Raw genomic sequence first — 15,127 nt, forward strand, 5'->3', positions numbered from 1 at the left:
TTCACATAAAAAGGAGTTGGAGACCCTTGGCATCCACGAATCCCCTTCCTTCGAATCCGCTGGCTTTTAAGAAAAAGAAGCTAACAGGCCGGAGCTTACGAAGCAACCTTACAGGATATGCCTTTATCAGTCCATTCGTCATTGGCTTCCTTTGCTTCACACTGATCCCGATGATCATTTCTCTTTATCTTTCATTTACCAAATACAATTTGTTCGCTCCACCTAAATGGATCGGATTTGATAATTACATCAAAATGTTCTCGAATGACCCGAAATATTTACATTCACTAAAGGTGACGCTGCTTTACGTATTTATTGGTGTACCTTTACGCCTCACCTTTGCCTTATTTGTGGCTATGATTCTCAATACGAAATCACGCATGATCGGAGCCTATCGTACAACTTATTATTTACCTTCTATTATAGGAGGCAGTGTGGCGGTATCCATCATGTGGCGCAATATTTTTAGTGATACTGGAATTATTAATGGCATGCTCGGTTTTTTCGGCCTTGGTCCAGTAAGTTGGTTTGGTAATCCGAGCGCTGCGCTTATTATGTTGATCACTTTATCCGTGTGGCAATTTGGTTCATCCATGTTGATCTTTCTGGCAGGTCTAAAGAATATTCCTGGTGAAATGTACGAGGCAGCTAGTGTAGATGGAGCAGGCTTTTTCAGAAAGTTCTTTAAGATTACAATGCCCCTCCTAAGCTCAGTTATTCTGTTCAATCTAGTCATGCAGACGATCAGTGCATTTATGACCTTTGTTCCAGCTTATATTATCTCTAAAGGTGAAGGCGGACCAATGGACGGTACGATGTTGTATTCTCTATATCTATTCCGTCAGGCCTTTATGTTTAATAATATGGGTTATGCTTCAGCTATGGCGTGGGTGATGTTGTTGCTAGTCGGCATCATGACCGGAATTTTGTTCAAGACATCCAAATCGTGGGTCTTCTACGAATCGGAAGGAGGAAAATAATCCATGGCGAAAATGAAACTGAAATGGCCGCTGTATCACATTCTTATCGGTGGCCTCGCTATCATTATGCTGTATCCGATTTTGTGGATGATCATGAGCTCTTTTAAAGAGAGCCGGCTTGTATTCGTTACCGCTCAGCAGCTTCTTCCCGATCAATGGGTATGGGGGAATTATGCTAAAGGCTGGGAAGGGATTGCCGGATATTCCTTTGGTGTCTTCATAAAGAATTCATTAATTATTGTCGTTGTTGCCACTCTAGGAGCGGTGGTTTCTTCTTCACTGGTAGCCTTCGGATTTGCACGTAATAAGTTTGTAGGGCATGGCTTATGGTTCGGTATCATGATGATGACGCTTATGCTTCCTTCAGATGTAGTGCTAGTCCCGCAATATATCATCTATGCGAAATTGGAATGGCTCGATAGTATCAAGCCGATCGTGGTTCCACAGTTCTTCGGTGTTCCGTTCTTTATTTTCCTAATGCTGCAGTTTATTCGGACAATACCTGTTGAACTTGACGAAGCGGCTACGATTGATGGGTGCGGGAAATTTGGTCTGTACTTCAGAATCATTCTCCCACTCATCCGTCCATCTATGGCTACTGCAGCGATCTTTTCCTTCTATTGGCGCTGGGAAGACCTGCTTGGGCCAGTGTTGTACCTGAACTCTCCATCTAAATATACAGTTTCTATGGGGCTGAAAATGTTCCTCGACAGTGAGTCCGTGTCCAACTGGGGACCCATGTTCGCCATGTCCGTTCTTAGCTTGGCACCCGTCATGATTATTTTCTTTATCTTTCAAAAGCAGATTGTGGAAGGAATCAGCACCAGTGGTTTGAAAGGATAAAATATCTAATGAAGAAAGGTGCGGCTGAATTTGGATAGCTATCATTTTGACTTTGGGATTAAAGATACAGCGCCCGGCTACACCAAAATTCGGCCGGACTCACGATACTCTCCGGATGCGCGATTTGGTTTTACTTCAGACTCGACAGTATTCGGGCGTTCCAGGGGAGGAGCAGATCCATTAAGAAGTGATTTCTGCATTCCGCAGAAGGCAGCCTTCCTGTTAGATATTCCTGATGGGATTTACCGGATTTCTTTGTTACTTGGTGACTCCTTAGCAGATACGAGTACAATAATTCGAGCAGGTGATGGTAAGTACGTATTAGATACATTGAACGTCCGGGCAGGTCAGTATATACGAGAATCATTTGCGATGCGAATCATGGGTGGTCAGCTAAAGCTCTCCTTCTCAGGTATTGCGCCTCGAATAAATGCTCTCGACATTGAGCCTGACAACGAAACGCTTGTCTTATATTTGGCTGGTGATTCTACGGTGACCGATCAAGGAGAAGCTGGTTATCCCTATGCTGGCTGGGGCCAGTTGCTGCCTCGCTGCTTCAAAGCAGGTCTTGTAGTAGATAATCGAGCCATTTCAGGACGTAGCTCCAAGAGCTTTATTGAGGAAGGGCATTTGGACAACATTTCTACTGTGCTTCGGCCCAGAGATTATATGTTCATACAGTTTGGTCATAACGATTCAAAAGGGGATGAACATAGACACACCGAACCTTTCACTACATATAAAGAATATTTGCTGCGGATGATTACAGTTGCTAGGAAAGCAGGAGCCTACCCGGTACTGGTGACCGCTGTACATAGGCGGAGATTTGATCCTGCAGAAGCTATAGTAGACAGTCATGGAGAGTATTTAACGGCAATGAAAGAGTTGGCTGAGACTGAGCAGATCCCCCTAATCGATTTGGCGGAGAAGAGTCGTAAGCTTTTTGAAGCCTATGGTGTGGAAGGAACAAAGGATCTGTTCATGTGGTCCTATCCGGGAGAATATATCTTGCATCCAGTTGGCGTACAAGACAATACACATTTTCAGATTTTAGGAGCACGTCTGCTTGCTGATCTTATTGTAGAGGGCATCCGTGAAGCCGGTTTAAATGATCTCATTATCCATCTTCGGCAGGGTGAATAAAAATAATCCTTTGGGGTATTAAAGATCTATCGATTCAACTTCTGTATGCGAGGTTAAGGTTAAGGAAAGAACTTAACTGGAAGGCTTGCATGACAAGAAGGAGGATACTTAAACATGGTAGATAAGAAGCTGGAAGGTAAGGTAGCGATTGTAACAGGAGGTGGTTCCGGCATTGGACGAGCAACTGTGCTTGAGTTCGCTCGTAACGGGGCCAAAGTTGTGTTGCTGGATAGAACTGTTGAGAACGCAGAAAAGGTTAGAAAACAAGTGGAGAAAGAAGGCGGAGAAGCCCTCGTAATTGAATGCGATGTTGCTGAACCCCCGCAAGTGGAAGCTGCCATAAACAAGGCGGCCGCGAAATGGGGTCGTCTTGATGTTGTTTTTGCAAACGCAGGGATTAATGGAGCCATGACGCCCATTGAAACGATGGATATTGAGTCTTGGGACCAGACGATTCACATCAACCTTCGTGGAACCTTCGCGACTGTTAAATATGCGATACCGCATCTAAAAGAAAGCGGTGGCAGCATCCTGATTAACAGCTCCATTAACGGAAATCGTGTATTTTCTAACATCGGTTTTTCTGCTTACAGTACGACAAAGGCAGGTCAGGTTGCTTTTATGAAGATGGCAGCATTAGAACTGGCTCAATTTCAAATTCGCGTAAATGCGATCTGTCCTGGGGCTATTAAGACCAATATTGATGACAACACTTTTCCATCCGAGGATCTCAAAGAGGTAAAAATCCCTGTCGAATTTCCGGAAGGGGATCAACCGCTAGAGGAAGGTCCTGGGCGTCCTGATCAAGTTGCAAAACTGGCACTTTTTCTGGCCTCCGAGGATTCCGATCATATTACAGGAACTGAGATTTATTGTGACGGTGCAGAATCGTTGCTTCATGGTTAAATAATCTTTCACCAAAACGGATTCTATCCTCTTCGTTATGCGGATTTTATAAGCTGTCTGCGCATATACATGGAGGATAGGAGTGCCGTTTTTTTGCTGTAAAATAAAGCTAATCATATTCTCCGTTTTCCGTTATAATGGAGTATCTGTGGAGAAAGGAGAATGAACTATGGATTTTCATATTGAATCATTAATTAAGCTGCTAGTGGCCATGCTGTTCGGGCTGTTCATCGGGATTGACCGACAGATCAAGCAGAAACCGCTGGGGATTCGGACCAGTATGGTCATTAGTATTGCCTCTTGTCTTGTAACCGTAGTGTCTATTCATGCCTTTGATAAGTTTGCAGGTCCTGAGCATCCAAATATGGATCCGATGCGCCTCGCTGCTCAAATTGTCAGTGGGATAGGGTTCTTGGGGGCTGGTGTTATCCTGCGTAGAGGCGGTGATGCGATATCAGGCTTGACCTCGGCAGCACTCATCTGGACAGCTTCGGGGATTGGTATAGCTGTGGGAGCAGGATTCTATATTGAAGCAGCATATGCGGTTATTCTTCTAATGTTTGCGGTGAATTTGGTTCCTCATTTAATTCGTTCGATTGGTCCTGAAGTGCTTAACAAGCATGAAGTTTCGGTGAGGATCATCATGGAGGCTAATTTTGTACTTACTGAAGTGATCCAAAAAATTGAGAGACCCCAGGTTAGTACCCAACGAAGTACTAGAAGTCCATCCCGGGCGATCCGCAGAATGAAAATTAAGGATTTGGAAGATGGAAGACAAATGATCGATATGGTGATCTCAGCGCCGGATAAAGATTACGCAACAGAGATCTATTATGATGTGAAGAAAATTGATCATGTCATGAGCGTTGAAGTGGAACAGCTGTAAAAAAGGGCATGTCACGTCATGACCAGATGTGGTAATCTATCAAGTAGAGACAATTATCAGACACTGGAAGGGAGAACACATTATTATGTCTATCACAGCCTATGAAGGACAATATGAAGGAGAAGCAGCCATCTGGTTGAAAGCTGGCCGTTATGAGGCAGCTATCTTACCAGGCATCGGTGGCAACTTGATCTGTTTCCGTGATACCGAAAACGGTTACCGTTTCTTGCATGAACCGGGAGCTGAGGAAATGGAAGCCTTCAAAGCAAGTCCAGGCATCCATGGTATTCCTGTATTATTTCCTCCGAATCGTTATGAAGATGGCAAATTTCCTTGGAATGGTCAAACTTATCAACTCCCGGTAAATGAAGTCGCAACAGGCAACCATTTACATGGATTTTTACATACGGCAGCTTGGGAAGTGGAAGAGTTCGGTAGCGGTAAGACCGAAAGCTTCGTAACCGTATTCATCAAAGTGGATGAGAACCATCCTTCTTATCAATACTTGCCGTTTAAATACACAATGAAACTACGTTATACCCTTGGTGAAGGTGGCTTATCTCAACAGGTACAAGTCCATAATGATGGTGATGAAGAGATGCCTTGCTTGTTGGCATTCCATACCGCGATTAATGCACCATTCGCACCAGGTAGCACACCACAAGACTACCTTGTAAAAGCGACCATCGGTAATCGCTGGGAATTGAATGACCGTATGCTGCCGACTGGTAAATTCCAAGAGCTGGAGCCAGGTGAAGCTCAGCTTCGTGATGAAGGTGTGAATCCTTATTTCGCTTCGATGGACAACCATTACACAGCTGTAGCTCAGAATGGACGTAACCGGATGGAGCTTACCGACAGCAAAGCTGGAGTCACTTTAGTTTATGACGTCGGGACTTCATACAAGCAGTGGATGATCTGGAATAATGGTGCTTCTGAGCAGTTCTTCTGCCCAGAGCCGCAAATTAACTTGGTTAATGCACCAATGGTAGATCTGCCAGCAGATGAGATCGGCTTATTCAGTCTCCAACCAGGCGAGTATTGGGATGAAAGCAGTCGTCTGTACGTGAAATAGTGTCCCTGTGAATACTAATAAGTGATCAAAGAAAGGGCTGTCTTGTTCGTAGATTTCTACGATAGACAGCCCTTTAACGTTTAATTTGAAGCAGAACTTTATTTTTTAAAATATAAGAATTTATATGCTACACGTATAAATTCTTCTTATATTTCTCGCTAAAACGCTTACCGTCCTTATAAGGACGCCGAAGGCGTTTTTACTTGCTAACTATTTCTTTATTAATCTGTTCAATAATCTCTTGGATACTCTTTGAACCAAGATCACCCTCACCACGTTTTCTTACAGAAACACTGCCAGAGTTTTTCTCATTCTCACCGAGAACGAGCATATAGGGTGCTTTTTCAAGTTGGGCTTCACGAATTTTGTAACCTAGCTTCTCATTTCGGATATCAACCTCTACACGAATGCCAGCTTGTTCTAAGGATTGTTTCACCTGAAACGCATAAGCAACGTAGTTCTCAGAGACGGGCAATAACTTTGCTTGGACGGGTGCTAGCCATAGCGGGAATGCGCCAGCATAATGCTCCGTAATAATCCCCATAAAACGATCAATCGACCCATAAACAGCGCGATGGATTACGACCGGGCGGTGCTTAAGGTTATCTTCCCCGATGTAAGTAAGATCGAATTTCTCTGGCATTTGCCAATCTAGTTGGATGGTTCCACATTGCCAGCTTCGTTTTAGCGCATCTAAAATATGAAAATCAATCTTTGGTCCGTAGAATGCGCCATCACCTTCATTCACACGATACTCGATCCCGAGATTGTCTAATACACTTTGTAATGATTGTTCAGCTAGATCCCATAGTTCTTCTGATCCCATATAATCTGCCGGGCGAGTAGATAATTCAATCTTGTACTCAAAGCCAAACACTTGATAAATATGGTCAATCAGTGAGATTACCCGGCTTATTTCATCCTCAATCTGCTCTGGTAATACGAAGAGATGGGCATCATCCTGACAAAAAGTACGAACACGCATCATCCCGTTAAGTGCCCCAGAGAACTCATGGCGATGTACTTGACCAAATTCGGCAATTCGGATAGGCAACTCTCGGTAAGAATGTAGATTATTTTTGTAGATCATCATATGACCTGGGCAGTTCATCGGTTTGAGTGCGAATTTTGTTTCGTCTACATTGGTGAAATACATATTGTCTTTGTAGTGATCCCAGTGTCCGGATTGCTCCCAAAGCCGATTGTTCATCATCAGTGGTGTACGAACTTCATCGTAATCTCTCTGTCTTTGTAATTCACGTGCGAAATTCTCAAGCTCTGTGCGGATAGTCATCCCCTTGGGAAGATAGAAGGGCATACCTGGAGCTTCTTCAGAGAACATAAACAATTCCAGTTCCTTGCCGAGCTTACGGTGATCACGTTTTTTAGCTTCTTCAAGAAAGAGTAAGTGCTCTTCAAGTTGAGCTTTCTTAGGAAAAGCAGTTCCGTAAATACGTTGCAGCATTTTATTATTGGAATCTCCACGCCAGTAGGCACCTGCTACATTCAACAGCTTAAAAGCCTTGACCAAGCCAGTTGAGGGAAGATGTGGGCCTCGGCAGAGATCCGAGAATTCACCTTGATCATAAATAGACAATACTGTGTCTTCCGGTAGATCACGGATAAGCTCTAGCTTTAAGGGCTCATTCATCGCTTCAAAAAGCTTGATTGCTTCAGCGCGGGGAACGACACGGCGGACAATCGGGTGATTCTCTTGAATAATTCTCGCCATCTCTTGTTCGATTGCTACAAGATCATCCGTGGATAGAGGTGTCTCAATATCAATGTCGTAATAGAAGCCATCTTCGATTACTGGACCTATGCCGAGCTGGACACCCTTGTCTCCATATATACGTTTTATGGCCTGCGCCATGATATGTGCTGTACTGTGTCTATAAATTTCCAGGCCTTCTTTGCTATCCAACGTAACAATTTCGAGCTGGCAATCATGTTCGATCGTTTGGTTTAGATCAACGGATCTTCCATCGATTATTCCAGCTACAGCATTTTTTTTCAGACTGGTACTTATGGCACCTGCTGCTTCTTTAATCGTCGTTCCTTGCAGTACCTCTCTAATTGTTCCGTTTTGCAGTGTTACCTTGATCTCCATGATTGTTAGCCTCCATTTCTCAAAAATTGTTAGTGGTGAACGCAAAAAAACGCATCTCTCCCAGAAAGGGACGAGTGCGTTCAGCTCGTGGTTCCACCCTAATTCGACCTATCACAAGGATAGGACCTCATTGGTATCCTTTAACGTGGATAAGTCGGTGCCACATACTACCGCAAAATTTAGATCGGCGGATTCAGCGTCACGGCTACAAAGGGGTAACTTCACAATCGTGTACTGGAGAAGCTTTCAGCCTAGACCTCTCTCTCTGGACAGTTCGTATAGGAAATCATGTCTTTGATCATTGCCATATGATGTTGCTCGTTCATAGTACTCAATTGCACCCCATAAAGTCAAGAGGCAAGAAACCAGAAATTCAGTTCTCTTTTATTGCAGTCATCATTTGTGTACAGGCGAAGGAGATGAAGTACTCATTGGCGAATGTATGATATCAACTTATTTTAAGGAGGTTTGATATGCAGATTCTCGCCATGTTGACGATGCTAATCGACCATATTGGCTATATCTTTTTTCCAGAGGATATTGCTTGGAGATATGTAGGAAGAATAGCCTTTCCAATCTATTGTTACGGGCTTGTGCAGGGGCATATCCATACATCATCCAGACCGAAATACTTGTTCCGACTGCTCATTATCGCTATTATTGCGCAGATCCCATACAATTTAGCGATTAATCCTGGTGGATGGAACGTGGTGTTTACGCTTTTGTTATCCGCAACCGTATTGGTTATTTTAGATAAACTACCTACTCCATGGCTTGGAATACCTGTCGTCATTGCAGCTACCGCGTTAATGGATTATTTCCCGATAGATTATAATGCGTACGGCCTGCTGCTAGTATTGATATTCCGTTATACGAAGTCATTTTGGCTTGTTGTAGCACATTTGGCACTTAATCTATTCTACATGTTTTATAATTATTGGGTTGTGCAAACGCTTAGTATTTTACCAACGCTGTTGATTGCTTTGGCGCCTGCACTTTGGGGATATTTAGAGCGTCACCGGGTACCACGCTGGGTGTGGTGGTCTTTTTATCCTGCGCATTTACTGATTTTAGCATTATTTAAAGGCGTAATATACAATGAATGGGTTTCTATCGAATGGCGAACTTTGTTGAATCTATAGTGTTTTTACAATAAGCAATACTTTGATTTACAAATGTTGCCTTTGCTGAGATAATGGATTGATTTCAAAAAATCTTAAAAAAGGAGACTTGCTATGAGGAGAATGAAAGCTAGGGCAAAATGGTTTATTCCTTTTGTCGCACTGCTGCTTGTTCTGGCCGGTTGTCAATCGGTTGGAGGTTTCGATGTTAATAAGGCATTGATCGGGGATGTCGATGTTAAATCATCAGAATCCAGCATGACGTTTTCTATGAACGCTGAACCTTCAGAAGGAATTAGCGCAGAAGATAAGGAAATGGTCGATCTCATAAATTCTTTTTCCCTGAGTATTAGCAATGCAAAGTTACAAGAGAATGGTAATGTATCTGCCAATGGAACGATCGGCTATAAACAATTGAATATTCCATTCTCATTGTTTATGGACAAAAAAACTTTAGTCTTTACGGTTGAAGGAGCAAAACAACCGTTTTACTTCCCGGTTCAAGGCTATGATGAGGTCTTTGCTGAAGTTGGATTGGATCTGACTAAAGCTGAAGATCTTAGTAAGCTGCTAACGAAGTTTGTGGTGAAGAATCTTCCTAATCCAAGCGCAATTAGCGTAACACCCGTTAGTGAGGCTGTGTATGGCCAGCAGGTGAATATGACGAAGTTACATACCGAAGTGACGGGTGATGAGCTTCCGGCATTGTTAAAAGGATTCCTGAAATCGATCTCTAAAGATACGGAAGGCTTTACAGAATTGGTTGGTGGTTTGTATGACTATCTATATCCTGTGATCAAAGCAATGGATGAAAAAGCCTCCGGTGATTATGAAATTCCAGGTATTGGAGTAATTCCTCTGGGTGATAAAGAAGCTGTTGTAACTGTACTACATGATGCAGCAAAATTGGCTGTGGATGCGTTACTGCTGGTTTATGACAATCAACTAGACAGTCTTTACAAAGCTACTCCTGAGCTTAAAACGGTTCTGAGTAAGGATACGAAGCTTGCTGTCGACATTTTTGTAGACAGTGGACTACATGTTCGTAAACAGAATGTTGATCTGAAAGTGGCGCTTCCAGGTACTGAAGATATGCCATTAAAGAGCTTCTCTCTTAAGGCTTCCAGTCAGATTTGGAACATTGGTGGTGCTGTAACGGCAGATCCAATCAGTACTGAAGGAGCACTTGATGTTTCTTCTGGTGACCTGACTCCTGGAGAGACTTTGAACAATTTTGATCCAAATTCTAACGTTTATCGTATATTGAAAGACGATCTTGGTATCACCAAGAGAACGATTGTCATCGAACCAGACGACGAATATTATTATCCGATCGTTGACAATAATACGACGTACATTCCTCTTCGGTATTTTGCAGAAGATTTAGATGCTATTGTGGAATGGGATACAGTCAATCGTGCTATTATCGTAACTGATGGTGTGTACGGTGATAAGCTGGTTTTCAAAATCGGTTCTTCTGAAGCAGTAATTAACGGTGAAAAAGTGAAGCTTGCAGAGCCTGTATTTGTTGACGAATATGGTGATGCCTATGTATCGCTGCGTCTGCTTGCTGAAGCACTTCATGCTACTGTGTATGTAGATGAAGATGGTTGGATTACTATTACACGTAAATAGTTAGTTCGATCCTCATTGGCTAAATAACACAAACAAGCCCAGCTTCTAACTTCGCAGAAATGCGGGTGAAGCTGGGTTTTTTATATGAAATATGGCATCTTTTCATTGCTTCGTTAAAACCACTTCTAGGTCGACATTACTTAGCGCTTTTTCTTCAGCCATACTTTGGACATACCCTCCTAAGAAACCGTCCTGCTGTTCCTCCCAAAGCTTGTAGCCCGGCAACGCTTTTATATCCTTAGCAAAGGTACCTGCAGTTCCTGCGAAGTATCGTACATTCAGCTTGGACATTACCTTCGCCATGGATTCTTTTTCAGCCTCCGTTAAAGGACTTTCCTTAAGACTATCCATAGCTTTGTCATAGGAGTTAGTAGCAAAGGCTTCTTCGGCATATGCCTTGAAGTTTAAGAGATTGTGATCTGTAATCTGGTTAGCTTCAGCCCAACCTTCTACGTTCAAAGACGTTGCTTTATAATTTACGGTTCGCGAGACGGGATCGAAGGTCATGGCTCCATATTGATGCGGATTGACGGCCATCGCACTCGTAGCGATATCATAGATTGGCATTTGTTCAGAGGATGCTGTATCTTCATTCGCGTCTGCTGGATCTACTTGAATGTCCTGCATATGAATATGTCCTGAGAGAACTAGATTAAGTCCATTCTTCCGTAAGGATTTTATAGCTTCCTGGCTGTTATTAAGCTTGAAGCCTGAAACAGACATAGAAGTGTGACTTAATAAATTATGATGCATCACCGTGATCACAGAAGCGTGCTCTTAGGCTGCAAGCTTAACGGATTCATCCATCCATGAAAGCGTAGAGGAAGCAATACGCCCATCGGTCTGAGGGAAACCGTATTTTTTATTATTAAGGTATTGGCTGCTGTCTATCATGAGAATCCATAAGTTGGGGGCTGCCTTGACGATATAGCTTAGTGATTCCTTATCACGTGATACAGCTTCTTTGTAGCCGAAATCCGCATACATTTTGACGAAATCCTTATCTGTAATTGAATCCGTAAGGAGCTGTTTATCGCCACTGAAGGATCTAGCCCAAGGATTAAATAAGTCGTGATTGCCTGGAATGACATATACAGTGGTTCCTTGTTGTTCAATTCGTTTTAAATTTTCGGTTAACTTTTGATGGCTGCTGCGTTCTCCATTATTAGTTAAATCGCCACTGAGGATGATAAACGCAGGTTTTTTCTGTTCAGCGTCATAGACCAAAGCTTCAGCCATTTTATCACTGTAGGGCAGCATTTTTCCATCGCCTCCAGTGACATAGGTCTGAAAAGCCTGCCCACCATCCTGAAGATCCTTATCCAAAAAGTGAGTGTCTGTGGCGACCCAGAAAGATACAGGTTTAAGCTCAGCTTGATCAAGTTCCATAGCGTTTAAATTAGACGATTTTGTGTCTTTACAGCCAGTAAGTGCCAAGCTAAGGAAAAAGAGCACTACACAAGAGAATATGATCGTTTTTTTATGTAGAATAAGAACTTTATCTGTTGAAAAATTCATTTATATAACCTTCCTTCTGTACTTTTGCTGCACTATTGTAGCTTATTTTTAGCCGAAATGTATATCGGAAAAGTGAAGGGGAGATGTTACTAACCGAGGCTAATTGTATATCCGACAAAATAAGTTGTGAATAAATGTTGTGTTTTCAGAAAAAAGGTGATAAGATGTACAAAAGTAAGTTACTTAAATAAATGGAGGTAGTTATTTTATGTCTAACAATTTTCTTGAAGCGGTTAAAGGAAGACGTTCCATCTATGCCATCAGTAAAGAATCCACTGTAGCCGATGCTCAAATTATTGAAATCGTTGAGCAAGCGGTTTTGCATAGCCCAACTTCATTCAACTCCCAAAGCTCCAGAGCGGTTGTTCTTTTAGGTGAACAGCATGATAAATTATGGGATATCACGACAGAAACTTTGCGCAAAATCGTTCCAGCTGAACAATTTGAAGGAACAGCACAAAAATTAGCATCTTTCAAAGCAGGTTACGGTTCCGTATTGTTCTTTGAAGATCAAGCGGTAGTGAAGAACCTTCAAGAAAACTTCGCCTTGTATGCCGAGAACTTCCCAGTTTGGTCTAACCAATCTTCAGGCATTCTGCAATTCGTAGTATGGACTGCACTTTCTGAAGCAGGTTTAGGTGCATCCTTGCAGCACTATAACCCACTAATTGATGACGAAGTGAAAGAAGCTTGGGGCATCCCGCAAGACTGGAAACTGATTGCTCAATTGCCATTTGGTAAGACAGTAACTCCAGCAGGTGAGAAACAATTCCAACCGGTTGAAGATCGCGTTAAAGTCTTTAAATAAGCTTAAGAGAGTGTTTAAAACCTCCTAGACCAGGCTAATTAATTATATAGTCAGGTTAAGGAGGTTTTTTGTATGCCGTGGAACAAAAAAGATTATCCAGATTCACTCAAAAACTTCACTGCACCTATTCGTAATAAGGCGATTGATATTGCTAATGCACTGCTAGAAGATGGATATGAAGAGGGAAGGGCGATTTCTATTGCTACCGCACAAGCGAAAGAGTGGGGAGAGAATCGTGATAAGCAGGTCCGTAAAAAAGGACATTAATTAAAAGTTCGAAAATAGAGGTACAAAAAAAGCAGGACAGCGTCGCTTAACGCTTGTCCTGCTTTTTACAGTCATATTATTTAGCAGATTCAGTTCCTGCTTCTGCGCTTGCAGATGGCTCAGGAGAAGCTGTTGCTTCTTTTTTGGCATCCGTAAGTGAATTTGTGATTTTTGCTTTTGCAGTTGTATCTGACAACCAAGTGGTGGAAAGAGTGGAAACCTTCTGAGACACAAGCGTCTTTTTGATTTCATCTTTCTTTTCTTCCATGGTGTAGTTTTTAGCGTCTTTGTGGTCGGTAACTTTAATGATGTGATAACCGTAATCGGATTTCACAGCACCGCTTGTTTCCCCTACTTTAAGTTTAAAGGCTACATCGGAGAATTCAGCTACCATATCTCCACGTTTGAAGAAGTCTAGATCTCCGCCATTAGCTTTGGAACCAGTGTCTGAAGATTTTTCTTTTGCTAGTTCAGCGAAATCAGCTCCATCTTTCAATTGCTTCAGAATTGCATCTGCTTCTTCTTTAGTCTCAACGAGAATGTGGGAAGCGCGAACTTGTTCTTCTTCATTGAAAGTAGCTTTATTTGCTTCATAGTAGTCTTTGATTTCTTGATCCGTTACAGTCACTTGCGGCTCAAGAATCTTACGCAGTTTAACTTGTAGCGGCATTTGCTTCTTCAAGTCATCAACGGTCATTGAGCTTTGTTGCAATGCAGCATTAAATGCAGCTTCTCCGCCGAATTGTGCCTTAAGGTCTTCTAATTCAGCATTGATGTCTTCATCAGTAACGGTTACGTTGGCTTTTTTAGCTTCTTGATCAACGAGTTCAGTAGTAATCATAGCTTGCAGTGTGCTTTCTCCGCCTGCTTCGATCAATTTATCATAAAGTTGTTCTTTAGTAATGTTAGTTCCGTTAACGCTAGCAACAGCTGTGCTGCTGTCGTCCTTTTGGAATGGAGGCTTAATCAATACAATGATGAGTGCCGCAGCCAGAACCACAGAGGCAATCATCCAGCCCTTGTTACCTTTAGGAGAAACTGGTGGAGCAGGTGGCGTCGTATTATTGTTGCTGCCGACTTTGTTCATTACTGGAACACTTTCCTCTTTTGTTGTATTCACAGGTTCTTCAGCAGCTACGACCTCCACTTCATTTACTTCATTGGTATTCTCGGTAGTGTTCAATTCTTCTTCCGGAGTACCGTTGTTTTCTAAGTTCTCATTTCCATTCAGATCTTTTTTGTCCATTATTAGTAATGACTCCCTTCAATATAGGTGTTGCTTGTCTATTTACAACTTTAACAGAAATCCAGATCCTAAACCTTAAGAAAGTATAAAAAAAGATAGGATCTTTTTAAGTTTCTATTAATAAAAAGCAAAAAGCCGGAAATGGCATCGGTAACATGCCCTTCCGGCTTATGGGAATAAGATGTTTACTTCAGTCCTTTCAATAGATGACGAATACTTTCTTGTTTCCGTCTTGGGACCCGTACGTTTTTAGCGAATAGGCCCTTTTCTCCGAAATAAATGCAGTCGTCTTCGATAGAACTGATCTTGTTTAGATTGACATAACAGCCACCGTACACATGATAGTAAGTAGAATTGGATAACAATCGTTTTAATTGCTCGGCAGTCATTCTCTTTTTTATGTTGTAGTTTCTGCCGTGAAAAATGACCAAATCATGGTCCCCGACCTTAAAGAACAGAATGTCTGTTTCCACCTCGAAGTCCTCGTATACATTTCTGGCTTCCAGCAGGATGCTACTCATTCATGTTCCCCCTTTATACTTAATAAAAGACTAATGTTAGCGCTTTCATTATAGCACAATCCCTAATC

General features: G+C 42.3%; 15 protein-coding genes. 10 read left to right on the forward strand and 5 right to left on the reverse strand.

Annotated features, from left to right (window positions below; all coding sequences use genetic code 11):
• Positions 1-59 precede the first annotated feature (59 nt).
• The 6 genes from NSS87_RS12515 to NSS87_RS12540 all read left to right on the forward strand — a co-directional run bounded on the left by NSS87_RS12515 (position 60) and on the right by NSS87_RS12540 (position 5,833).
• Positions 60-980 carry a sugar ABC transporter permease gene (locus NSS87_RS12515; protein ID WP_042132108.1) on the forward strand — a complete coding sequence of 307 codons (921 nt, stop codon included), beginning with the start codon at positions 60-62 and terminating at the stop codon, positions 978-980.
• 3 nt (positions 981-983) lie between these two features.
• A complete protein-coding gene (locus NSS87_RS12520; RefSeq protein WP_339247474.1) occupies positions 984-1,823 on the forward strand; it encodes a carbohydrate ABC transporter permease in 840 nt (279 codons plus the stop codon).
• Positions 1,824-1,853: 30 nt separating this feature from the next.
• Complete coding sequence (locus tag NSS87_RS12525; RefSeq protein WP_339247477.1) at positions 1,854-2,966, forward strand: rhamnogalacturonan acetylesterase; 1,113 nt, start codon at positions 1,854-1,856, stop codon at positions 2,964-2,966.
• A gap of 114 nt (positions 2,967-3,080) precedes the next feature.
• On the forward strand, positions 3,081-3,872 hold the full coding sequence (locus tag NSS87_RS12530; protein ID WP_339247479.1) for an SDR family NAD(P)-dependent oxidoreductase: 792 nt from the start codon (positions 3,081-3,083) through the stop codon (positions 3,870-3,872).
• A gap of 169 nt (positions 3,873-4,041) precedes the next feature.
• Positions 4,042-4,758, forward strand: a complete 717-nt coding sequence (locus NSS87_RS12535) for an MgtC/SapB family protein (protein ID WP_042126933.1) — start codon at positions 4,042-4,044, stop codon at positions 4,756-4,758.
• An 85-nt stretch (positions 4,759-4,843) separates the two neighbouring features.
• Entirely contained in the window at positions 4,844-5,833 is a 990-nt protein-coding gene (locus tag NSS87_RS12540) for an aldose 1-epimerase (RefSeq protein ID WP_339247483.1), read from the forward strand.
• Between the two features lie 199 nt (positions 5,834-6,032).
• Here NSS87_RS12540 and thrS read toward each other — a convergent pair whose 3' ends face one another.
• A complete protein-coding gene (gene thrS / locus NSS87_RS12545) occupies positions 6,033-7,943 on the reverse strand; it encodes a threonine--tRNA ligase (protein ID WP_042187435.1) in 1,911 nt (636 codons plus the stop codon).
• 473 nt (positions 7,944-8,416) lie between these two features.
• Here thrS and NSS87_RS12550 point away from each other — a divergent pair, with 473 nt between their 5' ends.
• Together NSS87_RS12550 and NSS87_RS12555 are read left to right on the forward strand one after the other, a co-directional pair.
• A complete protein-coding gene (locus NSS87_RS12550) occupies positions 8,417-9,085 on the forward strand; it encodes a TraX family protein (protein ID WP_339247485.1) in 669 nt (222 codons plus the stop codon).
• A gap of 93 nt (positions 9,086-9,178) precedes the next feature.
• Positions 9,179-10,699, forward strand: coding sequence for a copper amine oxidase N-terminal domain-containing protein (locus NSS87_RS12555; RefSeq protein WP_339247488.1), 1,521 nt, complete (start codon positions 9,179-9,181; stop codon positions 10,697-10,699).
• Positions 10,700-10,801: 102 nt separating this feature from the next.
• On the opposite strand, the gene NSS87_RS12560 is transcribed toward NSS87_RS12555, so the two are convergent.
• Entirely contained in the window at positions 10,802-11,464 is a 663-nt protein-coding gene (locus NSS87_RS12560; protein WP_339247489.1) for a hypothetical protein, read from the reverse strand.
• A gap of 12 nt (positions 11,465-11,476) precedes the next feature.
• A complete protein-coding gene (locus tag NSS87_RS12565; RefSeq protein ID WP_339247492.1) occupies positions 11,477-12,217 on the reverse strand; it encodes a metallophosphoesterase in 741 nt (246 codons plus the stop codon).
• Between the two features lie 208 nt (positions 12,218-12,425).
• Here NSS87_RS12565 and NSS87_RS12570 point away from each other — a divergent pair, with 208 nt between their 5' ends.
• Positions 12,426-13,025, forward strand: a complete 600-nt coding sequence (locus tag NSS87_RS12570; RefSeq protein ID WP_042187439.1) for a nitroreductase family protein — start codon at positions 12,426-12,428, stop codon at positions 13,023-13,025.
• 72 nt (positions 13,026-13,097) lie between these two features.
• Positions 13,098-13,292 (forward strand): hypothetical protein, encoded by a 195-nt coding sequence (locus NSS87_RS12575; RefSeq protein ID WP_042187441.1) that lies wholly within the window; start codon positions 13,098-13,100, stop codon positions 13,290-13,292.
• Positions 13,293-13,368: 76 nt separating this feature from the next.
• On the opposite strand, the gene NSS87_RS12580 is transcribed toward NSS87_RS12575, so the two are convergent.
• Both NSS87_RS12580 and NSS87_RS12585 read right to left on the reverse strand, forming a co-directional pair.
• A complete protein-coding gene (locus NSS87_RS12580) occupies positions 13,369-14,538 on the reverse strand; it encodes a peptidylprolyl isomerase (RefSeq protein ID WP_339247496.1) in 1,170 nt (389 codons plus the stop codon).
• Positions 14,539-14,723: 185 nt separating this feature from the next.
• Positions 14,724-15,059, reverse strand: coding sequence for a hypothetical protein (locus NSS87_RS12585; protein ID WP_042126947.1), 336 nt, complete (start codon positions 15,057-15,059; stop codon positions 14,724-14,726).
• Between the last annotated feature and the right edge of the window lie 68 nt (positions 15,060-15,127).

This window comes from Paenibacillus sp. FSL F4-0243 (assembly GCF_037963295.1).
Taxonomy (GTDB): Bacteria; Bacillota; Bacilli; order Paenibacillales; family Paenibacillaceae; genus Paenibacillus_AQ.